Below are 23,768 nucleotides of genomic sequence, written 5' to 3' on the forward strand. Positions count from 1 at the left end.
TGATAGGTCAGAGGTGGAAGCATGGTGACATGTGGAGCTGACTGATACTAATAGATCGAGGACTTAACCAACGCTTTTTGAAAAATGAAATACCTTCTTATTATCTAGTTTTGAAGGAATGAAAATTCTTCAAAAATGAATATAGTCTGGCAATGATGGCGAAGAGGTCACACCCGTACCCATTCCGAACACGGAAGTTAAGTTCTTCAGCGCCGATGGTAGTTGGGGGTTTCCCCCTGTGAGAGTAGGACGTTGCCAGGCTGTTCATTTAAATCTTTAAATGGGTTTTAGGAAACATTATATTATTCCGCAGTAGCTCAGTGGTAGAGCATTCGGCTGTTAACCGAACGGTCGTAGGTTCGAGTCCTACCTGCGGAGCCATATGCTTCCATAGCTCAGTAGGTAGAGCACTTCCATGGTAAGGAAGAGGTCAGCGGTTCGAATCCGCTTGGGAGCTTCCCAATCTATCTATGAACACAAAACAGTTCGGCCCGTTGGTCAAGCGGTTAAGACACCGCCCTTTCACGGCGGTAACACGGGTTCGAATCCCGTACGGGTCACCATTTTAAATCATTAATCCGGAGGATTAGCTCAGCTGGGAGAGCATCTGCCTTACAAGCAGAGGGTCGGCGGTTCGATCCCGTCATCCTCCACCATTTTATTCTTTACTTGCCGGTGTAGCTCAACTGGTAGAGCAACTGACTTGTAATCAGTAGGTTGGGGGTTCAAGTCCTCTTGCCGGCACCATTTACAACCATATATTGCGGAGGGGTAGCGAAGTGGCTAAACGCGGCGGACTGTAAATCCGCTCCTTTGGGTTCGGCAGTTCGAATCTGCCCCCCTCCACCATTTTAATAAAATCCTGTGGATCAGTTATATATTCTCTTTATTGGGGAATTATATGATTACCACCTTTTTATTTTGTTGAATATTAATCATTGCATATCATATATTGGGCTATAGCCAAGCGGTAAGGCAACGGATTTTGATTCCGTCATGCGAAGGTTCGATCCCTTCTAGCCCAGCCATTTGCGGAAGTAGTTCAGTGGTAGAATACAACCTTGCCAAGGTTGGGGTCGCGGGTTCGAATCCCGTCTTCCGCTTAATATATTTCATATCCCTTAGGGGCCTTAGCTCAGCTGGGAGAGCGCCTGCCTTGCACGCAGGAGGTCAGCGGTTCGATCCCGCTAGGCTCCACCATCAACTACATACACCAAAAACTTACGTCTTAAGCCAAAACTGGCTTAAGACTTTTTTTTGTTCAAGGGATAGTTGGGTATACTAATCGCAAGAAAGATCTTTTTTCACCCAAAACATATGTGATAGGAAAACGTGCATCTTTATACATGGAAATGTCGAGTTGAACCAATCGGCATATACAATATAAAATGGTGGAAAGGGGGAATTGTATGTCTATTCAGAAAATTTCCGTCATCGGGTTGCCTATGGACCTTGGTCAAGCAAGGCGAGGGGTGGATATGGGACCTAGCGCCATTCGCTGCGCAGAGATTGTCGAGCGGCTTGAAAGTTTGAATATAGAAGTAGAGGATTTAGGGGATATAATTGTAGGGCGACCTGAAAATGCAGATGAGCCTGGGACAAATCTAAAAAACTTACAGCTTGTGGCAAAGGGTAACACCCTGCTTGCAACAAAAGTTGATGAAATAATAGAAGGAGGCTCCTTCCCGCTTGTATTGGGAGGCGATCATTCGATAGCCATAGGAACATTGGCAGGAGTCGCAAAGCACTATGAAAATTTAGGAGTGATTTGGTACGACGCACACGGGGATTTAAATACGGAAGATACTTCGCCATCCGGGAATATACACGGTATGCCCCTGGCTGTCAGTATCGGGCTTGGACATCCTGACCTAATCAATCTCCATGGTTTTGCTCCCAAAGTGAAACCGGAAAACATCGTAATTATTGGGGCAAGGTCATTGGATGAAGGGGAAAAAGAACTTATCCGTGAGAAAGGGATTAAGGTATTCACGATGCATGAGATCGACCGTTTGGGAATGACACGGGTCATGGAAGAGTGCATTGAGTACCTAAGGAAAAGAACGGATGGCGTCCACCTTTCATTGGATTTGGATGGTGTTGACCCGGCAGATGCACCCGGAGTGGGGACACCGGTGATTGGTGGTATAAGCTATCGGGAAAGTCATTTGGCCATGGAAATGCTTGCGGAATCCAACTTGATTACATCAGCTGAATTCGTAGAGGTGAATCCCATTTTAGATGAGCGAAATAAAACGGCGATCGTTGCTGTCGCCCTAATGGGTTCGCTATTTGGAGAAAAATTATTATAACTGGAAAAATAAAAGAAACAGTAACCGACTTGTAATGGGTTACTGTTTTTTATATGCTAGAAGGCGTAGGTTTATTTTCAGGGTGTATGTAACAGGAACATAGTTATAGATTGATGGATGAAATCGTATATCCGTATTCACTTGAGAGCACGTCTGTCTGTAGGATCTCCATTTTTAGTTAAATGGATGTATTGGATGATTAAAGAATCCAATTTGCTGCTAACTTCAACAACTTCATTATCCACCATCGAAGAACGGGAAGCCAAAAACATCATTTTCTGTCTGTATTGTTCAATATGATCTAAAATTTGTTCAGCAGTCATATAGAGAATCACTCCCTTGAATTTTACAATTTCTTACTATATAGCCCTGTTTTTTTTTTCTTAAACATAAAATGTAAAACTTTGTTAAAATTAATGTATTAAATTTTTGAAACCTTTTAGCTTACGATTCGTAGTAATCGTATAGCCGCATGAGCGGGGGTAATACCGGAAAATGGATGCACTCATTAAAGAGAGAATTAATCAAGTATTAAAGGGAGACCATAATGCATTTGGGGAAATTGTCGAAATTTACAAGGACAAAGTTTTCCAAATATGTTTCAGGATGCTCGGAAACAGGCAAGAAGCGGAAGATTTGGCACAAGAGGCCTTTGTAAGGGCCTACGTGAATATTCGGAGTTTCAATATAACAATGAAATTTTCTACATGGTTATATCGAATTGCGACCAATCTTTGTATTGACCGGCTTCGCAAGAAAAAACCGGACTACTATCTGGATGCAGAGGTGGCCGGAACAGAGGGATTGAATATGTATTCCCAAATTGCATCGGATATGGCGAAACCCGAGGAAGAAGTTGAATCTTTAGAACTGCAGGAAACGATTCAAGTGGAAATAATGAAATTGCCCGAGAAATACCGATCGGTAATCGTATTGAAGTATATTGAAGAGTTATCATTAAAGGAAATCAGTGAAATACTCGATTTGCCGGTCGGTACGGTTAAGACGAGGATACATCGCGGTCGGGAAGCCTTGCGTAAACAACTACGCCATTTATAAAAAGAAGGTGAGAAAAATGAACTGCCATGAGGAAATCATTGAATATATGCATGATTATTTAGATGAGGACATCAAACCGGAGCATAAAGAAGTTTTACGGGAGCACTTGCATACCTGTGCTGAATGCCGGGATTACTTTCATGAAATGAAAAAGGCGGTCGCTCTTGTACAAAGCACTTCCCATATAAAGGCCCCGGATGACTTTACAGCAAAGGTTATGGCTCAATTGCCAAAGGAAACGAAAACAACAGGTGCCAAACGTTGGTTCAAAAGCCATCCCTTCATGACAGCGGCAGCGATGTTCATCATATTGATGACAGGATCTGTTTTTTCCACTTATAATCAGGACGAACATTTTTCAGTGTCAAAGCAGCCTAACTTAGTGGTCGATGGTGAAACGGTGATTGTGCCTGAGGGTGAGACAATCAAGGGAAATGTGGTAGTTCAAAATGGTAACATTCAAATAGATGGTGAAGTAGAGGGAGATGTGACAGTCATAAATGGGCATGAATATATGTCTAAGGCAGGGAATGTGACTGGGAGCATCCATGTTATTGACCAAGCTTTTGAGTGGATGTGGTATAAAGTAAAGGACACTGCAACCTCGTTGGTTCCTGCTAAAGAGGAGAATAAGGAATAGAAGCTGGGAGAGGGCACCGTTTTTCATTTACGGTGACTTCGCTCAGCTTTATTTTTTAAAGTAAAGGGGAACCATTTTTCATGATTCGTTTTTCCTATGTAAATTTCTCACACTAGTTTTTAGATGTATCATTTAAAAAATGGTATACTATTAAGGTTATTGTAGATTGTAATTGGTATTTGGAGTAATACTGACTGGAGGAAACAACATGTCTTTAACCAATTTGACTGTTTGGGACTATGTAGTAAATTTCATTGATATTCTCCTTGTATGGTTTGTGATATATAAATTGTTAACTATTATTCGAGGCACGAAGGCTATTCAGCTGCTAAAAGGAATTTTTGTAATTGTCATTGTAAAAAGCTTAAGCAACCTGTTTGGTTTCAATACACTCGGATGGTTAATGGCACAAGTCATGAATTGGGGAGTATTGGCGATTCTCGTCATTTTTCAACCTGAACTGAGAAGGGCACTTGAACAATTAGGACGCGGGAAGCTCTTTGCAAGGGGCACCGTTCCAGAAGAGAATCAGCAAGAGCGTTTAGTCGAAGAAATCCTAAAGGCGTCCACCTATATGGCAAAAAGGCGTATAGGAGCCTTGATTACGATAGAAAAAGGTACAGAGCTTGGGGATTATGTTGAAACGGGGATCCCCCTAAAATCCTATATTTCTTCAGAACTGCTCATTAATATCTTCATCCCTAATACGCCGCTCCATGATGGCGCAGTTATTTTGCAAAATAACCAGGTGGCGGCTGCAGCCTGCTATTTGCCATTATCAGAGAGTCCATTCATATCAAAGGAACTTGGCACACGGCATAGGGCAGCCATAGGCATGAGTGAAGTTACGGATAGTCTTACGATTGTCGTTTCAGAAGAAACGGGAGGGATATCCGTCACTAAAAACGGGGAACTTTACCGGGATTTGAATCAAGAATCATTTAAGGCCATGCTTACAAGTGAACTGGTAGTGGAAAACATCAAATCAACTTCCTCAAGCATCTTTAACTGGAGGGGGAAAAAGAATGGATAAATTCACCAATAGCGCTTGGTTTATGAGAATCGTAGCTTTTGCCTTGGCAGCACTTTTATTCATTTCCATTAACTTTGAGATGGAGTCGGATAAAAAATCGCTTGGTTTATCGACAGCCCCTGAAATCAGTACGGAGACTATTGAAAATGTTCCGGTTGAAGTCTACTATGACCGTGAGAATCTAGTGGTGAGCGGAGTGCCGGAGACGGTTGATGTTACGCTTAAGGGAGCAAAAAGCCTCTTGATAAATGCGAAAAACCAAAGGGACTTTAAAGTGTATGTAGACCTGTCTGATCCTGCAATCTCAATGGGGGACAGAACTGTCACATTTAAAATAAGTGACTTGAATGAAAAGCTAGTGGCGACGATCGATCCGGAATATGCCGAAGTCAACGTTCAGGAACGGGTGACGAAGGAATTCTCCGTTGAAGCCGAGTATAATAGCTCTTTACTTGAAGAGGGATATACCGCTGGTCAGCCAACAGTCAGCCCGAAAACTGTCAAAATAACGGGTGCTAAAGATGCGATTGAACAAATTTCATATGTAAAGGCAAACCTTGAAATAAGTAAGGGACTTAGCGAAACGGTGAACGGTAAGGCAACCGTTAAAGCCTTGGACAGGGACTTGAATAAGCTGGATGTGACGATCGAGCCATCTTCAGTTGCCGTTTCCTTAAAAGTGAGCATTCCTTCCAAGACGGTTTCGATAGAACCGAAGCAAACTGGCAAGGCAAAGGATGGCATCCGGATCACAAGCATGAGTGTCGACCCAAAAGAGGTCACCTTATTCGGTTCGGAATCGGATCTGGAGAAAATTGATGAAATAAATCTTCCTGTAAATATCTCGAAAATCGATGGTGATACAGAACTGGAACTCGATCTTAATAAACCGGAGAGTGTACAAAAAATGTCCTTGGGTAAGGCAAAGGTCAAGATTCGTACCGAGAAAGTGGATGTGGATGAAGAGAGTGCAGAGCCAGTCGTAAAAGAGGAAGAACAGGAAACTGAACAAAAACAAGAAGAGCAAGTAGTTGAAGAAGAGGAAGAAAAAGAAAAAGATGAAACGGCTGCCATTGAGTCTAAAACTTTCAACAATATACAAATTGTGCCTGTGGGCATACAGGATGACCAAGATGCCGAATTGGAATCCGATGTAACTAGCATCACTTTGCTTGGTGAGGCGGACGATTTGAAGAAAATAACTAAAGACGACATTAATCTTACAGTAGATGTGAGTAATTTAGATGAAGGTACGCATGATGTGGATTTGGCGGTATCAGTACCTGAGGGAATGGACTGGGAACTGGATTCTAAAACGATTTCGGTAACCATCACACAAAAAGACGAAGAGACATGACCTTGCTTTAACATCATCATTTAATTCAGTAACGATTCGAAGAAGGAGCGATAAAGATGGGTAAATATTTTGGAACAGACGGAGTAAGGGGTATAGCGAATAGCGAATTAACACCGGAGTTGGCATTTAAACTAGGCCGTTTTGGTGGCTATGTCCTTACTAGAAATACAGAAAAACCAAAAGTGCTGATAGGGCGCGATACTCGTATTTCAGGTGAAATGCTGGAAGGTGCGCTTGTTGCCGGTCTTTTATCCATTGGGGCTGAAGTGATGCGCCTTGGGGTCATTTCGACACCAGGAGTTGCCTATTTAACAAAGGCCTTAAGTGCTGAAGCAGGTGTCATGATTTCCGCTTCGCATAACCCGGTAGCGGATAATGGCATTAAATTCTTTGGACCGGATGGGTTTAAGTTATCCGATGATCAAGAAGCGGAAATTGAAGCACTATTAGATATGGAAAAGGATGAACTTCCACGCCCGGTTGGCGGAGATTTAGGCCATTTGAACGATTATTTCGAAGGAGGGCAAAAGTACCTCCAGTACTTGAAGCAATCAGTGGATGAAGACTTTACAGGCATTCATGTTGCTCTTGATTGTGCACATGGGGCGACATCTGCCTTGGCCATGCATTTGTTTGCAGATCTTGATGCAGACATCTCAACAATGGGGGCATCGCCCAATGGCTTGAATATTAATGATAAGGTAGGTTCCACCCATCCTGAAGCACTTGCTGAATTCTTAAAAGAAAAAGGTGCGGATGTTGGACTTGCTTTCGATGGTGACGGAGACCGTGTCATTGCCATAGATGAAAAAGGAAATATAGTGGACGGCGACCAAATCATGTATATCTGTGCGAAATACTTGAAAGAAAATAACCGTCTGAAACAGGGAACAGTGGTTTCTACGATCATGAGCAACCTTGGCTTTTATAAAGGTCTTGAAGAGCATGGCATACAAAGTGCCCAGACGGCAGTGGGGGATCGCTATGTGGTCGAGGAGATGCGAAAAGGCGGCTATAACCTTGGCGGTGAACAATCCGGACATATCATCTTCCTGGACTATAACACGACAGGTGATGGCTTATTGACGGGCTTACAGCTTGTGAACATCATGAGCGATACCCAAAAAACCTTATCGGAGCTTGCTGGCGAGATGAAGAAATATCCACAAACGCTGATCAATGTCAGAGTTACCGATAAACACGCTGTGACCGATAATGAAAAGGTACAGGAAGTCATCAAAGCTGTTGAAGGGGAAATGAACGGAAATGGCCGTATTTTGGTGAGACCATCCGGTACTGAACCGCTAGTCCGTGTTATGGCTGAAGCACCGACAGTTGAGGAATGCACGAATTATGTAGATCGCATCGTAGCAGTTGTAAGAGCGGAAATGGGAATAAACGAATAACCAATCCTATGCATAAAAGGAACGAAATTTCCTTTTATGCATATTTTTATAAAGAAGTTCTTTTTCACAGGTCTTGATAATAAAGAATTGACCTATGTCCCTTGTTTAAGGTATGATTATCCTGATTTACAACTCATTTTCTTAAAAATGGTTGTTTTAAAAAGGAGGGCAGGCAAGGAGAAACGGATTCAAAAAAGCGCCTGAACTAAGTCTGGACGAGAAATGGCTTAGTTGACGAGGAGGAGGTTTATCGAATGATCGGCGGATACCTCCCGGCTGAAGTGCACAGCCGCAGTAATTCCAATCTTAAAACAGTAGGGCAACTTACTGCACAAAGGGTTGGAAATGCACAAAGGGAAAAAGTGCTTTAAGGCATTTCCTTTATAAAAAATATATATCAGAGATGAGGGGGCAGGGATGCCCCCGTGCATTCCTGTTCCCTCGAATCGGTTGGAGGAACAGAAATTATGTGTGGAATTGTTGGATATATTGGACTTAACGATGCTAAGGAAATTTTATTAAAAGGTCTTGAAAAACTTGAATATCGCGGTTATGACTCTTCAGGGATTGCTGTGAGAAATGAAGCAGGCGTTACAATCTTTAAGGAAAAAGGAAGAATCGCGGACCTACGTGGAGCCGTGGATGAAAATACTATGGCGCATACTGGAATAGGACATACACGCTGGGCCACCCATGGTGTGCCAAGCCGTGAAAATGCCCATCCTCACCAAAGTAATTCAGGTCGATTGACTTTAGTTCATAATGGGGTCATTGAAAACTATGCGATTCTAAAACGTGAATATTTGAAGGATGTTGCCTTTAAAAGTGAAACGGATACAGAAGTCATCGTTCAACTCATCGAGAAGTTCGTGAACGAGGGCATGGAAGTGGAAGAGGCATTCCGTCAAACACTCACTCTATTAGAGGGTTCATATGCGATTGCCCTATTGGATGCTGAAAATGATGAAACCATCTTAGTCGCAAAAAATAAAAGCCCGCTGCTGATCGGTGTCGGAAATGACTTTAACGTTGTCGCTTCGGATGCAATGGCGATGCTGCAAGTCACAGATCAATTCCTTGAACTGATGGATAAGGAAATGGTTATCGTGACAAAAGAAAAGGTAACGATCAAGAACCTTTCCAACGAAGAAGTCATGCGTGCTCCGTACACTGCTGAACTGGATGCAAGTGATATCGAAAAAGGTACGTATCCGCACTATATGCTCAAGGAAGTCGACGAGCAGCCAGCTGTCATACGTAAAATCATTCAAGCATACCAAAATGAAGAAGGTAAACTTGCAATCGATTATAACATTACTGAAGCCGTAAGTGAGGCTGACCGTATTTATATCATCGCTTGCGGAACCAGCTATCATGCAGGGTTGATTGGTAAGCAATTCATCGAAAAAATGACTGAAATTCCGGTTGAGGTCCATGTAGCATCGGAATTCACTTACAATATGCCGTTATTATCGAAAAAACCGTTATTCATCTTCATTTCACAAAGTGGTGAAACTGCAGATAGCCGTGCCGTGTTAGTGGCCATCAAAGCGCTTGGACATAAAGCCCTGACCATCACGAACGTACCTGGCTCTACATTGTCACGTGAAGCGGATTATACGCTCTTGCTGCATGCTGGCCCTGAAATTGCCGTTGCCTCCACAAAGGCCTACACAGCTCAAGTGGCAGTCCTGTCGATTTTGGCAAATGTAACTGGCCAATTCCGTAAGATGGAGTATGGTTTCGACCTTGTAAAAGAGCTTGGAATCGTTGCTACAGCAATGGAAGCCCTATGTGATTCGAAAGAAGAGATGGAAGACATTGCCCGTGAATATTTGTCCGTTACGAGAAACTGCTTCTTCATCGGCCGTTCCCTTGACTACTATGTTGTGCTTGAAGGCGCCCTTAAGCTGAAGGAGATTTCATACATCCAGGCGGAAGGCTTTGCTGGCGGAGAGCTTAAACATGGAACGATCGCCTTGATTGAAGAAGGTACACCTGTCATAGCACTTGCTACGCAAGCAGGCGTCAACTTAAGCATCCGTGGTAATGTGAAGGAAGTGGTTGCCCGAGGCGCCAACCCTTGCATCATTTCCATGAAGGGGCTTGAAGAAGAGGATGACCGTTTCGTCATCCCGGAAGTGAATGAACTATTAACACCCCTTATCTCTGTTATCCCGCTGCAGCTCATTGCTTACTACGCAGCCTTGCACCGCGAATGTGACGTGGATAAACCGCGTAATCTTGCGAAAAGTGTAACGGTTGAGTAAGTTGGAATGAATGCAATGTAGATCTAAATAAAGATCAACGGTTTATAAAAAGTTGCACCGCTTTACCCCTTTGGCTATGATTAGCCAAAGGGGTATTTATTATGTTTAAAATGACGAAAAGCTCTCAGGTTGATAAGTCGTTTAAAGCAGGCTAAGAATAAACGATGTACAGTGACGATAAAGTTGTTTAATGCAATCTATCAAATCCATCGGTAGGTAATTACGGCATCCATTAGAGCAATGTAATGATCCTCCTATGGTGCATTGTTGAAAGAGCCCCATATTGGCATTAAATTTAGCTGATGCTGAAAATGAAGTCTTCATAAAAATTTTTTAATTTAGGAGAGATGACATGGAAGTCTTTGCAGAGTTTTTAGCGAATATTGATAACCCGCTACATAGGGACCGAACGGAAGAAGTATTGGCATGGGTATCTAAGAAGTTTCCAAATTTAATGCCGAAAATCGCATGGAATCAGCCTATGTTTACCGATCATGACACATATATCATTGGCTTTAGCGTATCCAAACATCATTTGGCCGTTGCCCCTGAAAAGGCAGGGATCGATCATTTCTCTGATGAAATCGTGCAGGCTGGCTATGATCACACCAAGCAGTTGGTACGTATCAAGTGGGACGGTCCGGTTGATTACTCATTACTTGAAAAAATGATTGATTTTAACATCTTGGATAAGGCAGACTGTTCAACTTTTTGGCGGAAATAAAAAAAGCTGATTATAAAGGGTGAGCTGACCCTCTATTAAAGTGACCATTATTCGAGGTTCTGTTAAGTGAAACGATGTGGGTGGTCCTGAGGTTATATTACATATCTACCGTCTGATCTAACTCCCTAGGCAAAAAGGCAGATTCCTCGGTCCTTATGACCTCACCTTTAAGGTTGCGATTTATAAATAGTTTAAAGTTCAAAAAAAGCACAGGGAGTTCCATATTTGGAACTCCCTGTGCTATTGGTTTTGATAAAATCGAAATATACAAATATTACAACCAAACTACTTAAGATATTAAATCAAAAATTCATAAGGGGTGTATCTAAGGAAAAAATATTAGGTGGGGTGAAGAAATGAAGAAGTTACTATACCTTTTTATATTAATAATTCCTGTATTTTTGTTTGGGTTTTATCCCATATCAACCTTTGCAAGTTCTCCAACTGAATTAGAAGAGGAAAGCCAATCAGGTGAGTTTCTGACAGAATATACAACTCTATCAGGCTCTGATGTACTTTTAGGTCAAGAAATACCTATACTTGTAGATGAAAACACAGGAGAAATGACGAATAATAGAATTGGTATTTCTCCAGTGTGTGCTACTTGTAATCGGTATACTTGGAAAACAGCCACAGATAAACGACAATCAAGTGTCTTTCACAAAAAAGTGACTGATACTACAAACTGGAGTTTTAACCTTACCTTCAAGGTGGAGATAGCTGGTAAATTAGTTGTTTCTGGTGGCGGAGAAAAGGTATATTCGGCAACAAAAAAATGGAACCAATACAAAGAAACATGGAAATTGACCGGAACTCTAAAAACATATAGTCCAACTGGTAATTTGATAAAATCAGAACAAAGAAATGAAACCTACATTAAATATAAAAAAGTAGCAACAAAATAAGTTACAATAGTGCAAATACAAACCCTTATTCTAAAAAGGGATTTCTTTGAAAATTGAAAATATCGTATCACAAAGGGGTAAGAATGGATACTGATATTAAGCAAACACATCGCTTTATATTATATATAACAATACTAATTATGATTATTTTTCCTTTTGCCCAACTTACATTACAAGAACTTTTTTTGCAAATAAACAAACAATTATTTTTCTTTATAAGTAAACTGGTTATTATCTATGTGCTTTTTCTTTTCTTAAAAAAGAAAAAAATAACCTTATCAAGCATTATGCTTAAAAAGGTACATATAAAATATATTCTTCTTGGTATTTTAATGGGTGGTATAGCTCACATGCTAACTGTTTTTTTTGGTAGGATCCAACATTATCTACTAACGGGCGAATGGCTAACTGCTGAAAAAATTGTTAGTACTCTTATGGAGAGTAGTAAAAACATAAGTTTTTACAGCATTATCATGATTGGCTTTTCAGTGGCAATTAGTGAAGAAATTCTTTTTAGAGGTATATTATTAAAACAATATCAGAGAGTGAACATAAAATCGGCCATAATTATAAGTGCCCTTATTTTTGGCATGTATCATATGACGGTGGGAAATTTGTTTTTTGCATTTGTAATGGGTATTTCTCTTGCACTATTAACCATCTATACTGGAAGTATCGTTCCGGCTATTTTTTTTCACTTTTTAGTGAATGAAATAATGAGAATCATCATGCATTTCCCGGATAAGGTTACTGAAACTTATTTTAAGGTAATGGTGTCCCCAATTACTTCCATAAGTGGTATGATACTTTTTCTATCTATATTAACTTTCTTATTTATGAAAGTAAGAAAAAATAGTCATTTTCAAAGTGAAAAAGTTAAATTCTTTGATAGATATATTATTTTGTTGTTTTTGATGTATGTTCTTTTCCTGACAATAAAATAAATTTTAATTAAAGGTATTCAAAGGAACCTAATATATAACGATAACATTTAAATCGATGTCCATATTTATTGACACAACAATTCTTGCTGGTTTGTTAACCGTTGGGTATCGAAACCGATTTGATTCCATCGATACGCCCCAATGATTATAATATAAGTGTTATTAATCTGATTAAAATTATCGAATTCTTATTTCAATCCTATAAACCAGTTACTTTGTTATAGTTCAACTCGAAAAGTTGCTTGATGACAATCCTGGATTTACGCAGAAGCTTTGACATTAAAGGGGATAATCATCAACGAACGGGCAGTGTTGTTAACAATACAGGAGCATTAATGATTACCCTTTATTATAAAAAGGTTTTTAACATTTACAAAACCCTTCACGAAATAGGAAGCAGAACGGTAAAAGTCGTTCCCTTTCCGAGTTCACTTTTCACGGATATGGTCCCTTCATGCATCTCTATAATTCTTTTCACGATGGATAGGCCTAGACCGCTGCCGCTTTTTGAGCGTTCCCTTGCCAGGTCGGCTTTATAGAATCGCTCGAATATGTGGAACTGGTCAGTTTCGGAAATGCCGATTCCATTGTCGGATATCGTTATGGATGCCAGGCTATCAATCTGTTGTAATCGAATCGTGATCTTTCCGCGATGGCGGGTGAATTTGATGCTATTGTGTATTAAATTTGTCCATACTTGGCTCATTAAATCCTGGTCTGCAACTATTGGAACTTTTTCTAAGGATATATCCAATTCGAGTTCTTTTTCCAACCAAGCGGGTTCACAAGCCAAAATAATGGTTCGTATTTGCTGATCCAGCCGGAAATCTGTCCTTTCAAAAGGATGATGCTCGGATTCAAGGGATGTAAGCTTTAGGAGGTTATCACTTAATTTAGATAATCTCCGGCTCTCTGTCTCAATTATATGAAGATAATGATTTCGTTCTTCGATTGTCAGCTTATTAAATTGAAGAGCTTGAGCAAAACCTACAATGGAGGTAAGGGGCGACTGTATTTCGTGTGAGACGTTAGAGATGAATTCCTGCCGCATTTCTTCCATTTGCTTCAATTGCTTGGCCATGTGATTGAAGTGGTTAATGATATCCGTCATTTCGTTTCTCTTTTCCGTTTTAAAGTCCAATTGTACATTATAATCGCCATTTGCTATTTTCCTTAAGGCATCTATGATCTCGAGGTAAATATTTACCCGTTTATTATGGTGGATAGCGCGGATAAGATAACCGATGGATATCATAATTGCGATGCTTGTCAGGATAGTGGCCAGAAACTGAACATAATCGGTTAACCTTAAGGGCAATAGTTCAATGATAAAATATCCGGCGGAAAAGCAAATTGAAATAAACGTAACAAAAAACAGCGTGCCAAACATTTGTTTGAAAAATTGATTGCTTCTCATCTCGTTATCTCCAAACGGTAGCCCAATCCCCAAATCGTTTTAATCCGGTAGGGGAATTCCGATTCTGGAAATCGTTCTCGCACTCTTTTAATATGAACATCGACAGTTCGTTCATCACCTTCATAATCATAGCCCCAAATGTCTTCGATAAGATCTTCCCTGGAAAAAGTTTTTCCAGGATAGCTTGCTAATTTAAACAACAATTCGAATTCTTTTAAGGGAATCGTATATTCCAGTCCTTTGAATAAAATTTCATGTGTGTTGCGATTCATCTTTAATTCGCCGATATTTAATGTTTGTGAAATAGTGATTTTATAGCGTTTTAGTAAGGCCTTTATTCTCAGAACCAATTCGATCGGTTCAAATGGCTTTACAAGATAATCATCTGCCCCAAGCCCGAAACCTTTTACCTTCTGTGTTGTTTCCCCTTTTGCAGTCAGCATTAAAATGGGGATATCACTAAATTCCCGTAACTCCTTGCATAATTGCCATCCATCCATGTTAGGCATCATAATGTCGATGACTGCCAAATCGATTTTCACTTTCTCCATTACTTTCAATGCTTGCAGTCCATCCGAGGCTTCATATAAATCGAATCCTTCTTTTCTTAACAACAGGTTTATAAGTTCGCGAATATGTGCATCATCATCGACTATCAATATCTTTGTCATCCTTCTTCCATCCTTTCGGTGAATTAGGCCAATTCAAGTTTGTGTAACTGCTGTTCGGCAAATTCGCGATATAATGAGTGCGTATTATATAGCTCTTTATGTGTACCGCTGCCTGTTATTTTGCCTTTTTCAAGGAAGATGATTTGATCTGAACCGATAACGGTCGATAGGCGGTGGGCAATCACTATTGTTGTTCGGCCTTTCATTAAATCATTTAACGCCTGTTGAACCACTTTTTCTGATTTGCTGTCTAGGCTGGAGGTAGCTTCATCAAGCATTAATATTCTAGGGTTTCTTAAAAACGCACGAGCGATCGCGATCCTTTGTCTTTGACCGCCTGATAATTTCATGCCCCTTTCACCAACCGCTGTATCATATCCGTTCGGCAAATCAGAAATGAACTGATCTGCATACGCCATTTTAGCCACTTCATTTAATTCTTCATCGGTTATATCCCGTTCGATGCCATAACAAATATTATCTCGAATTGTACCTGATACAATCGGGCTCTCTTGTGAAACATATCCAATCTGGCTTCTCCATGAAAGCAGTGTGAAATCATTTATGTTTTTCCCGCCTATGGATATGGACCCTTGCTGTGGTTTGTAGAAACGCTCGAATAACGAAAAAAGGGTCGTTTTTCCGCTGCCGCTTGGGCCGACAATTGCCGTGACCTTTCCGGCTTCAACGTTAAAGCTTATATCTTTAAGTACCTGTTCTCCATTATTATAACTATAGTTCAGGTTCTCCACGCTGATTGATTGACCTATATTTTGAACGGGCTGCATCGCATCTTCTTCCTCCACTGAATCCAGAATGGAAATGATGCGCTCTGTTGCACCCGTTGCTTTTTGGAATTGTGTAAAGAAACTGGCTAATTGAGCCATTGGCATGATTATTTGGAAAAGATACATGATGAATGCAACTAGAGCTCCAGCTGTCAGGGCTCCTGAAGAAACGCGCATTCCACCATAACCTAAAATCAGCACGAGTAATGCCATCATCACAAAACTCATAAGCGGCGCAATCAATGCTTGGATTTTTGCCTCTTTTAATCCGAATTGAAATAATTTATGGATGCCTTTTTTTCCATTTTGATATTCCAAAGCTTCTGCATTCGAAGCTTTTACAAGGCGTATTTCCGTTAGCACCTGTTGAAGGACTGCGGTGAAGCTTGCTGTCTCGTCCTGCATCCCTTTTGAAATTTTATGCATTTTTTTCCCTAATGGCATTACTATCAAAACAGAGAGTGGAATGGCAGTGAACATCAATAATGTCATTTTCCAATCCAGTACGAATAACACGATCATGGAGCCTACGATGGAAATGATTCCAGTAACGAAATTTGAGAGGTGTTCAGAGATTAATCCCTTCACAACAGTTGTATCATTTGTCATTCGGCTGACTGTTTCTCCCGATGGATGTTCATCAAAATAACTCACGGGTAATATGAGTAATTTTTTCCATAGTTGATCGCGGATACCGGCCACGACGGATTGACCGATCCGATTTAATAAATAGATGGAAAATCCACTGGCCAATGCTTGAACGATGATGGCAAGAACGAGAAGTGTGATCCGTTCAGTGTTTAGTGAACGGATTGAAAAATCATTAATTAGATTTTTTGTGAATAGAGGGACCATTAAACCTACACCTGTTGTACCCAGGCTTAATGCTAAAGCAAGCCCTATCATCAGTTTGGAAGGCTTCGTTTGTTGAACCAACCGAATGAACTGGCGCCATCCTTTTTGATTTTTTGCTTCTGACATATGTACATACATCCTTTCTTGGTTTTCATTACAGAGAAGTATATAAAGAAGTTATGAATTGAATATGAACTATTCTGAGTTATTCCACGAAAATTCTGGTGAACCTTTTCTTTAATACTACCGTCACTGTTGCTGAATGAAAAAGTTTTAAAAAGATGAAATGTTAAAGCTGATCAATAGTGTGTGGCTTTTTCTTATTAAGATACAATAAAAAAATTGGCCTGAAGTTTTCAGGGGACGATGAAGGTGAAGGGATATGAAATTCATGGTTAATGGCAAGGCATATCAGTTATGATGGGTCACCAGTAGCCATTTGGAAAATCGGAATGGAATGGAGTACAATTATAGTAATGGGAATATGTAAAAGGGAGTAAGATACAGATGAAGCGGATTACTATATTGATAGCTGATGATGAGGTGGAAATTGCAGACCTGGTCGCTTTGCATTTGGAGAAAGAGGGGTATAACTATATTAAGGTATCGGATGGGAAAGAGGCCATTCGTGTTATTAGCGATCAGAAGATAGATTTGGCCATTTTGGATATCATGATGCCAGAGTTGAATGGCTATGAAGTTACCCGTCAAATTAGAGAGAAATATCAAATGCCTATCATTTTTCTTAGTGCAAAAAGTTCCGATCTCGATAAAATCTCTGGATTGGTGATGGGGGCGGACGATTATATGACCAAGCCTTTCAACCCAATGGAATTGGTCGCACGCGTGAATGCGCAGTTGCGACGGGCAATGCAGTTGAATCAACCCTCAAACGAAAACGAATCTATATTGGAAGTCGGCGGCTTGACCATTTATCCGGATCAGCGCAAAGTGATACTATATGATGAAGTCATCGAGCTTACTCCGAAGGAATTCGACATATTGGTTCTCTTAGCCGGTCATTCCCAAAAAGTATATAGTGCGGAAAGTATTTTTCAGAATGTATGGGGCGAAGCGTATTATGAAATGGGCAATAATACTGTCATGGTTCATATTCGTACGCTAAGGAAAAAGCTTGGCGAGGACAAAAATAAAAACAAGTTCATCACGACAGTTTGGGGAGTGGGATATAAATTCAATGGCTGACATGTTACGAAGCTTCCGGGCTAAAATGATTGTATTGCTTGCATTGAGTATGTTGATAGCCGGAACCATTACCTTCCTGATATATAAAGGCCTTCAACTTTATTATCATGCGAATGTAAAGGTCGAGGATCCATTGTTCCGTTTGCGTTTGATCATGAATATATATGGAGATCTAAACTTCTTTTTAATCATTTTTATCCCACTTTCGATACTATTCTTCTTTTTTCTTACAAAACCTTATGCGACATACTTTAATAAGATTTCCAATGGAATCAATGATCTCGCAAATGGTGACTTTAAAAGCAGAGTCGATATCTTATCAAAGGATGAGTTCCAGGATATAGCGGAAGATATTAACCGGGCAAGTGAGAAATTACAAGAAGCCGTAGAAAGAGGCGATTTTGCAGAAAGCAGTAAGGATCAATTGGTTCTGAACCTGGCCCATGATTTACGTACACCTCTAACTTCCGTTTTGGGATATTTGGACTTTATCCTTCGAGAAGAAGATTTACCTGCAGAACGAATCAGGCATTTTACGAAGATTGCTTATACGAAATCCCAACGTTTAGAGAAACTTATAGAGGAACTTTTTGAAATAACCAGAATGAACTATGGCATGCTTCCATTAGAGAAAAAAAACCTCAACTTAAGTGAATTGCTCATTCAATTAAGTGAAGAACTATATCCACTCTTCGAAAAAAACCACTTGAGTGCAAGATTGACTCTTCCATCGCATTTAGATATTTCAGGTGATGGCGACCTATTGGCACGTGTATTCGAAAACTTATTGACCAATGCCGTACGTTATGGAAACGATGGCCAGTTCGTGGATATCCTTGGTTTCACTGATAAAGGGGAGGTTGTGGTGCAAGTTATCAACTATGGAACGTGCATACCTGAGGGTGAACTGCCTTATGTTTTTGATATGTTCTACACAAATGATAAGGCGCGGTCCCATAAAGATGGAAGCACGGGTCTCGGTTTATTCATCGTAAAAAATATTGTCGAACAGCATAATGGAACGATATCCGTTAAAAGCGATTCCATTCAGACTCTATTTGAAGTGCGATTACCGCAGTGATTTAAGAAAAATTTTATAATTTGCCCACTATTTTTTTAAACTATTTTTCCTAACCTATAGAAAGAAGGTAAGGAGGATTGTTCATGAAGAAGTGGGTTTTTTTGTTTGTTTTATTTTTACTGTTTGCACGTGAAGTAACCGAATATAAATCTGACGGTGATTTTCAAATGATTGATGGGAGACATGGTCTAAGGGTTCCGAAGGAGAGTGTAACGTTAGAAATAGCTAAGGATCAGGTTTACGAAGGGAATTTGTTATTGGTCAATAAGGAGCATCCTGTACATCGGGGAGGGATCAAATCTGATGTGGTTAATCTATTCCAACACAAAGAACTAATAGAGGGATATGGTCTGTTGGACGAAAGGATTCGCCTGTCACAGGGTGTGGCAGAGCAATTCTTGAAAATGGTTCGTGCGGCTGAAAAAGATAATGTCCGTCATTTCATGATTAGCAGCGGGTATCGGAATGAAGAGGAGCAAAGTCAGCTCTATCAACAAAAGGGGTCTGCATTTGCTTTACCGGCTGGCTATAGTGAGCACAACTTAGGGTTATCACTTGATATAGGCTCCGAATTATCAGGTATGAATGAAGCCCCGGAAGGAAGGTGGCTGCAAAAGAATGCTTCGAAGTACGGTTTTATTTTACGTTATCCGGAAAATAAAAAGGCTATTACAGGAATTGAATATGAGCCATGGCATTTCCGCTATGTTGGTCTCCCCCATAGTAGAGTCATGCAGAAAAAGAATTTTACTTTGGAAGAATACCTTACTTATATAAAAGAGAAAAAGAAAATTAGGGGAACCATAACGGGTGTGGAATATGAAGTCTCTTATTATCCTGTATCCTCAAAAAGGACGGTTAAGATACAGGCCAACGCGTATGAAGTATCTGGAGATAATATGGGTGGAGTCATCGTGACTGCTTTTTCCGATGGGCAAGAGAAATGAAGAAAATAATAATACAGGATATCATTATTCCAGCTTTGTTTGCTAGTTATATATTTTTGCTAACCAAAGTGATTTTATTTAAGTTTGGCCATATTGATATAACTTTTCTTCTGGAACAGCTTCAAAGTAATCTAAAAAACCCAGCAAATATAAAGGATAGATTATTATTGATCGGTAATTTCATACCGCTTAATGAAATAGTGAATGCTGTCCAAAATAGTACATATCACAATATATTCAATTTGCTAGGAAACATCGCATTATTCATTCCTTTTGGTATTTTTCTACCCCTCGTTATTGGAAAGGGGTATATAAACCTAAAGAGGGTATGCTGTATTTCCATTATAGTAAGTCTTTGTTTCGAAGTCTCTCAGGCCGTCTTTAATATCGGCATCTTTGATGTGGATGATCTTCTATTAAATACGGTTGGCGGAATGCTAGGGTATGCCCTATTCAAGTTCGGCATCAAATCGAAAAACCATCAAGTATTATTGTAGAAGGAGTTCCTTTAACATGAGCATAGGAAAAAGGAGAGCCCGGGGCTAGATCCGGGCTTTTCACTTGTCCTCAAATAATTTTCAGCTTTAGTTGAAATAGGTAAAAAGATATAGTGATATCTTGATTTTTCATGCATTTTTAATGATAAATACCTATATAAGCTAAAAACTTACCGGTTTTAACCGATTAAATATGGAGATACAAAAAACAGTATAAGTTAGGTGGAAAAAATGATTATTTTGAATGAGTCCATTGTGTCGCCAATTCTTCTAAAGGTGTTAGAGGAAAAGCAAATTCCAGTGCTGGAACAAGGGCAATGGGGAGACAGATTAACATCAGAAAAGCTAAACATTCAAAAGGATACAGAATTTTTCAAGTCCATGGATATGGACAAAAGAATTCTTACAAACTCTGAAAATGGCATAACATTATTAGGTCATTTTCAACCGAATAGTAATGAATACATTTGGTCAAAGTTATTGAAGGATAAGAGTCAGGTACGAAATTTGACGAAATCTTTATATCCTGATTTTTATTTCCAAGATATTGATTTATCCATGATAAGTGACCTGGATAAAAGTCAAATACCGTTTCCGGTAGTTATCAAACCCAATATTGGCTATTCAAGTGTAGGGGTGCACAAAGTCAAGAATGAGCAGGATTGGGATATAGCCGTGAACCAGCTTAAAGCGGATTTACTTCATTCGGATGGATTATATGATTCAGAGGTGATCGGTTCCCAGACCGTTTTAATAGAAGAGTGGATTCAGGGTGAAGAGTATGCCATTGATGGTTATTACAATCAAGATGGTGAACCGGTCATCTTGAATGTCTTTAAGCGCCTATTCAAGGATGATTACGATACTTCCGATCGAATTTATTATACTTCGAAGTTGGCCATTAATGAAATCTATCATGATGCACTGAAGTTCATGAAGAATATCCAAACGGTCCTTCCCCTTAGGAATTACCCGGTACACTTTGAAATTCGCAAAAAAGGAGACAGGGTGATACCCATCGAAATCAATCCCTTGCGTTTTGCCGGGGCTGGTACAACGGATCTAGGTTACCATGCCTATGGAATGAATATGTATGAACACTATTTTTCAGGAACGAAACCGGATTGGAATCGGATATTGGAAGAGATGGACGATCATATATATAGCTTTTTCTTTGCAGAGGTGCCACTGGAAATCAATCTGGAAGATGTTGCACGTATTGATCATGAAGGACTTTGTCATGAATTCGAACATGTCTTGGAATATAGACAGCTTCCTTTCCAAAATGACCGGAGCATGGCCATCATCTTTTATAGAAGTGAGGATTTGAATAAAAATCTCAAATTGCTTCATTTGGATTTAATACCATATTTGACTATAAAACACCTGGTTTTCAACTAAGGGGGGCATGGAAATGAGATTTTCAAAGCTGAATCCTAAAAAATCTCTATTGGCAAAACTATTCTTGTTTTATATTATTCCTTTCGTACTTTTCGCAGGGGCCATGGGCCTTTGCTTTTCCTATATTACAAATAAAATGATCAATGAGAATGTCCTTCCGCAATTCGATGATCGTCTTTCCGAAAATGCCCATAGTTTGGCAGCCAGCCTCAATCCCACGTTGATAAACAAGGCTTCGGTACGGGGAGAAGAGATTAAGCGGGAGTTGGATGCCTTTGTTAAAGATAAAAAGGGAATCGAATATGTTTATGTTTTGATGCGGGAGAACGATTCCGACATGATTGTAGCCTTGAACGGCAGCGAGGACTACATGGTGGAATCCCCCTTCACGCCGGAACAGGCAAAATCGATAAATGGAAAAGAAGATGTATTAAGTGAAATATATAAAGATAAGTGGGGTACACACAAGTCATACTTTACGCCAATCGAAGGAACGGATGCGATTGTCGGAATCGATATGGATGCAAAATTCATTGATGAATTGAAAAGCACAATGATATTTTATAATATCTTATTTCTGGCAAGTGCCATTATATTAGGTGTGTTATGCGCCGTTGTCATCGGGAAAAAGATTTCGGGACCCGTCAATGAACTTGTTGGATACACGAATGAAATGGCAAAAGGGGACTTAAGTAAATCGATTCCCGTTGGCAGACAGGATGAGATTGGCGATCTGTCAAATGGATTCGAAGATATGAGATTAAGTTTGGCGCATATTATCCAGAATGTCCGTGAACATGCCCAAACGATGAATCAAACGACAGTGTCCATTCAGCGATCCTTTGAAGAGATGGTGGAATCCTATGGCCAGATCGTGACGGGGACAACGGAAGAAGCAAAAGCTTCGGAAGAACGTGCCCATCATATTGACCGAATTTCCAACATGATCAGTGACTTATCGGATATAATCCGTTTGATGAACGAGCAAACGAATGAAATGAATGAATTTACGACGCATACGAATACACTTGCTGAACAAGGAAGTAAGCAAGTGCAAGATGTAACGAGCCAGATGGATAAAATCATGGAAAACGGCCAAGCGACCAAAGCCAATTTGGTGAGCCTGGAAGAGGATGTAGTGAAGATAAATGAAGTGATTGGTTTAATAAGGGTGATTGCTTCTCAAACGAACCTGCTATCCCTGAATGCTTCCATTGAAGCGGCACGGGCGGGGGACGCGGGCAGAGGGTTTGCCGTAGTCGCTCAAGAGGTGCAAAAATTGGCTGTGCAAACAGATGAATCCATCGATATCATTTCAGAATCCATTATGCGGATTAATGAACAAACAGCCAAAGTCATTCAAAATAATGATGAGAGTTTTCAGGATATATTAAATGGTGTTTCCTTAGTGGAAAACAATGGCGAGATTTTCAATAAGATATTTGATTCCGTAGAGAAATTGCTGAAAGGCACGGAACAATTAGCCGCCCATTCGAAAAAAATCAATGAGTCTTCGGATGAAAGCCTGGCATCCATTCAGGAAATTGCGGCGATATCAGAAGAAGGAGTCGCAACAACGGAGCAAATCTCGGCAGCTGCCATTCAACAAAGTACAATAATGACTGGATTGAAGGAACAAAATCAAGATTTAGCAAATGAATCGGCGATTTTAGAAGAAATGGTAGAGAAGTTCATTACCGAAAAATAAATATTTGATGTAAACAACAAAAAACCTTTCGTTATAACGGGAGGTTTTTGTGTGGATGAATGCAAGTAAGAGGTCATGTGTAATAGATAGAATCACTTTCGTTACTGCTAATTTTTTCATCGAATTGAGAGAGTATTAAAAATTGCTGGAAAAAAGTTTATCCAAACCATTTGCAATCGCTACCATTTAATGTTATGCTTAGTCTTAATTATTTTTGTTCGGTACTAAGGATACTAAAAGTACTACTTTTCGTTTTCGATGATGACTTAGAGCAAGGATAGTAATACATTGTGCTTAGATGCACTAGGAGGCAACAACAATGGAACAAGGTAAAGTAAAATGGTTTAACGCAGAAAAAGGTTTTGGATTCATCGAACGCGAAAACGGAGACGACGTATTCGTACATTTCTCAGCTATCCAAAGCGAAGGTTTCAAATCTTTAGACGAAGGTCAAGAAGTTACTTTTGAAGTAGAACAAGGACAACGCGGACCTCAAGCTTCTAACGTTCAAAAAGCATAATTTCACAAACAAAAAAAGACGGATCCT

General features: G+C 40.0%; 21 protein-coding genes, 9 tRNA genes and 1 rRNA gene. 27 read left to right on the plus strand and 4 right to left on the minus strand.

Going from position 1 to position 23,768, the window contains the following annotated elements:
* The first annotated feature begins 145 nt into the window (after positions 1-145).
* The 11 genes from rrf to rocF all read left to right on the plus strand — a co-directional run bounded on the left by rrf (position 146) and on the right by rocF (position 2,312).
* Positions 146-261, plus strand: a 5S ribosomal RNA gene (gene rrf / locus MPH60_RS25520).
* A 45-nt stretch (positions 262-306) separates the two neighbouring features.
* Positions 307-381 (plus strand) — tRNA-Asn (locus tag MPH60_RS25525).
* A gap of 3 nt (positions 382-384) precedes the next feature.
* Positions 385-457: transfer RNA gene (locus tag MPH60_RS25530), tRNA-Thr, on the plus strand.
* A gap of 31 nt (positions 458-488) precedes the next feature.
* A tRNA-Glu gene (locus MPH60_RS25535) sits at positions 489-563 on the plus strand.
* A gap of 17 nt (positions 564-580) precedes the next feature.
* Positions 581-656 (plus strand) — tRNA-Val (locus tag MPH60_RS25540).
* A 15-nt stretch (positions 657-671) separates the two neighbouring features.
* Positions 672-747 (plus strand) — tRNA-Thr (locus tag MPH60_RS25545).
* An 18-nt stretch (positions 748-765) separates the two neighbouring features.
* Positions 766-849 (plus strand) — tRNA-Tyr (locus tag MPH60_RS25550).
* 104 nt (positions 850-953) lie between these two features.
* Positions 954-1,028, plus strand: a tRNA-Gln gene (locus MPH60_RS25555).
* A 3-nt stretch (positions 1,029-1,031) separates the two neighbouring features.
* Positions 1,032-1,103 (plus strand) — tRNA-Gly (locus tag MPH60_RS25560).
* Between the two features lie 21 nt (positions 1,104-1,124).
* Positions 1,125-1,200: transfer RNA gene (locus tag MPH60_RS25565), tRNA-Ala, on the plus strand.
* Between the two features lie 209 nt (positions 1,201-1,409).
* Positions 1,410-2,312 (plus strand): arginase, encoded by a 903-nt coding sequence (gene rocF / locus MPH60_RS25570; protein WP_241594119.1) that lies wholly within the window; start codon positions 1,410-1,412, stop codon positions 2,310-2,312.
* Between the two features lie 137 nt (positions 2,313-2,449).
* Here rocF and MPH60_RS25575 read toward each other — a convergent pair whose 3' ends face one another.
* Entirely contained in the window at positions 2,450-2,635 is a 186-nt protein-coding gene (locus MPH60_RS25575) for an aspartyl-phosphate phosphatase Spo0E family protein (RefSeq protein WP_241594120.1), read from the minus strand.
* 172 nt (positions 2,636-2,807) lie between these two features.
* On the opposite strand from MPH60_RS25575, the gene sigW reads away from it, so the two are divergent.
* From sigW to MPH60_RS25620, 9 genes are all read left to right on the plus strand, one after another.
* Entirely contained in the window at positions 2,808-3,371 is a 564-nt protein-coding gene (gene sigW / locus MPH60_RS25580; RefSeq protein WP_048685727.1) for an RNA polymerase sigma factor SigW, read from the plus strand.
* Positions 3,372-3,387: 16 nt separating this feature from the next.
* A complete protein-coding gene (locus tag MPH60_RS25585) occupies positions 3,388-4,011 on the plus strand; it encodes an anti-sigma factor family protein (RefSeq protein ID WP_241594122.1) in 624 nt (207 codons plus the stop codon).
* A gap of 208 nt (positions 4,012-4,219) precedes the next feature.
* Positions 4,220-5,044, plus strand: a complete 825-nt coding sequence (gene cdaA / locus MPH60_RS25590; protein WP_137020543.1) for a diadenylate cyclase CdaA — start codon at positions 4,220-4,222, stop codon at positions 5,042-5,044.
* A complete protein-coding gene (locus MPH60_RS25595) occupies positions 5,037-6,401 on the plus strand; it encodes a CdaR family protein (protein ID WP_241594126.1) in 1,365 nt (454 codons plus the stop codon). The genes cdaA and MPH60_RS25595 overlap by 8 nt, the downstream gene beginning before the upstream one ends.
* A gap of 56 nt (positions 6,402-6,457) precedes the next feature.
* Entirely contained in the window at positions 6,458-7,807 is a 1,350-nt protein-coding gene (gene glmM / locus MPH60_RS25600) for a phosphoglucosamine mutase (protein ID WP_101225662.1), read from the plus strand.
* Positions 7,808-8,274: 467 nt separating this feature from the next.
* Positions 8,275-10,077 carry a glutamine--fructose-6-phosphate transaminase (isomerizing) gene (gene glmS, locus MPH60_RS25605; protein WP_241594128.1) on the plus strand — a complete coding sequence of 601 codons (1,803 nt, stop codon included), beginning with the start codon at positions 8,275-8,277 and terminating at the stop codon, positions 10,075-10,077.
* Positions 10,078-10,429: 352 nt separating this feature from the next.
* On the plus strand, positions 10,430-10,801 hold the full coding sequence (locus tag MPH60_RS25610; RefSeq protein WP_241594129.1) for an iron chaperone: 372 nt from the start codon (positions 10,430-10,432) through the stop codon (positions 10,799-10,801).
* Positions 10,802-11,157: 356 nt separating this feature from the next.
* Positions 11,158-11,706 carry a hypothetical protein gene (locus MPH60_RS25615; RefSeq protein WP_241594130.1) on the plus strand — a complete coding sequence of 183 codons (549 nt, stop codon included), beginning with the start codon at positions 11,158-11,160 and terminating at the stop codon, positions 11,704-11,706.
* An 83-nt stretch (positions 11,707-11,789) separates the two neighbouring features.
* Positions 11,790-12,650, plus strand: a complete 861-nt coding sequence (locus MPH60_RS25620) for a CPBP family intramembrane glutamic endopeptidase (RefSeq protein ID WP_241594131.1) — start codon at positions 11,790-11,792, stop codon at positions 12,648-12,650.
* Positions 12,651-13,032: 382 nt separating this feature from the next.
* On the opposite strand, the gene MPH60_RS25625 is transcribed toward MPH60_RS25620, so the two are convergent.
* The 3 genes from MPH60_RS25625 to MPH60_RS25635 are packed head-to-tail and all read right to left on the minus strand — an operon-like array spanning position 13,033 to position 16,507.
* A complete protein-coding gene (locus tag MPH60_RS25625) occupies positions 13,033-14,067 on the minus strand; it encodes a sensor histidine kinase (RefSeq protein WP_241594132.1) in 1,035 nt (344 codons plus the stop codon).
* Positions 14,064-14,738 (minus strand): response regulator transcription factor, encoded by a 675-nt coding sequence (locus MPH60_RS25630; RefSeq protein ID WP_241594134.1) that lies wholly within the window; start codon positions 14,736-14,738, stop codon positions 14,064-14,066. Before MPH60_RS25630 ends, MPH60_RS25625 begins: the two co-directional genes overlap by 4 nt.
* A gap of 23 nt (positions 14,739-14,761) precedes the next feature.
* Positions 14,762-16,507, minus strand: coding sequence for an ABC transporter ATP-binding protein (locus MPH60_RS25635; protein WP_405390409.1), 1,746 nt, complete (start codon positions 16,505-16,507; stop codon positions 14,762-14,764).
* Positions 16,508-16,888: 381 nt separating this feature from the next.
* Here MPH60_RS25635 and MPH60_RS25640 point away from each other — a divergent pair, with 381 nt between their 5' ends.
* From MPH60_RS25640 to MPH60_RS25670, 7 genes are all read left to right on the plus strand, one after another.
* The gene (locus MPH60_RS25640) at positions 16,889-17,587 is read left to right on the plus strand and encodes a response regulator transcription factor (protein ID WP_241594137.1); all 699 of its coding nucleotides are present in this window, start codon (positions 16,889-16,891) and stop codon (positions 17,585-17,587) included.
* Positions 17,580-18,668, plus strand: a complete 1,089-nt coding sequence (locus tag MPH60_RS25645; RefSeq protein ID WP_241594139.1) for a HAMP domain-containing sensor histidine kinase — start codon at positions 17,580-17,582, stop codon at positions 18,666-18,668. The genes MPH60_RS25640 and MPH60_RS25645 overlap by 8 nt, the downstream gene beginning before the upstream one ends.
* A gap of 83 nt (positions 18,669-18,751) precedes the next feature.
* On the plus strand, positions 18,752-19,615 hold the full coding sequence (locus MPH60_RS25650) for a M15 family metallopeptidase (protein ID WP_241594141.1): 864 nt from the start codon (positions 18,752-18,754) through the stop codon (positions 19,613-19,615).
* Positions 19,612-20,112 (plus strand): VanZ family protein, encoded by a 501-nt coding sequence (locus MPH60_RS25655; RefSeq protein WP_241594143.1) that lies wholly within the window; start codon positions 19,612-19,614, stop codon positions 20,110-20,112. Before MPH60_RS25650 ends, MPH60_RS25655 begins: the two co-directional genes overlap by 4 nt.
* 231 nt (positions 20,113-20,343) lie before the next feature.
* On the plus strand, positions 20,344-21,513 hold the full coding sequence (locus MPH60_RS25660) for an ATP-grasp domain-containing protein (RefSeq protein WP_241594145.1): 1,170 nt from the start codon (positions 20,344-20,346) through the stop codon (positions 21,511-21,513).
* Between the two features lie 13 nt (positions 21,514-21,526).
* Positions 21,527-23,221 carry a methyl-accepting chemotaxis protein gene (locus MPH60_RS25665; protein WP_241594147.1) on the plus strand — a complete coding sequence of 565 codons (1,695 nt, stop codon included), beginning with the start codon at positions 21,527-21,529 and terminating at the stop codon, positions 23,219-23,221.
* A gap of 319 nt (positions 23,222-23,540) precedes the next feature.
* Positions 23,541-23,741 (plus strand): cold-shock protein, encoded by a 201-nt coding sequence (locus MPH60_RS25670; protein WP_034304915.1) that lies wholly within the window; start codon positions 23,541-23,543, stop codon positions 23,739-23,741.
* Positions 23,742-23,768 lie beyond the last annotated feature (27 nt).

The sequence above is a fragment of the Peribacillus sp. Aquil_B1 genome (assembly GCF_022603275.1).
GTDB lineage: Bacteria > Bacillota > Bacilli > Bacillales > DSM-1321 > Peribacillus.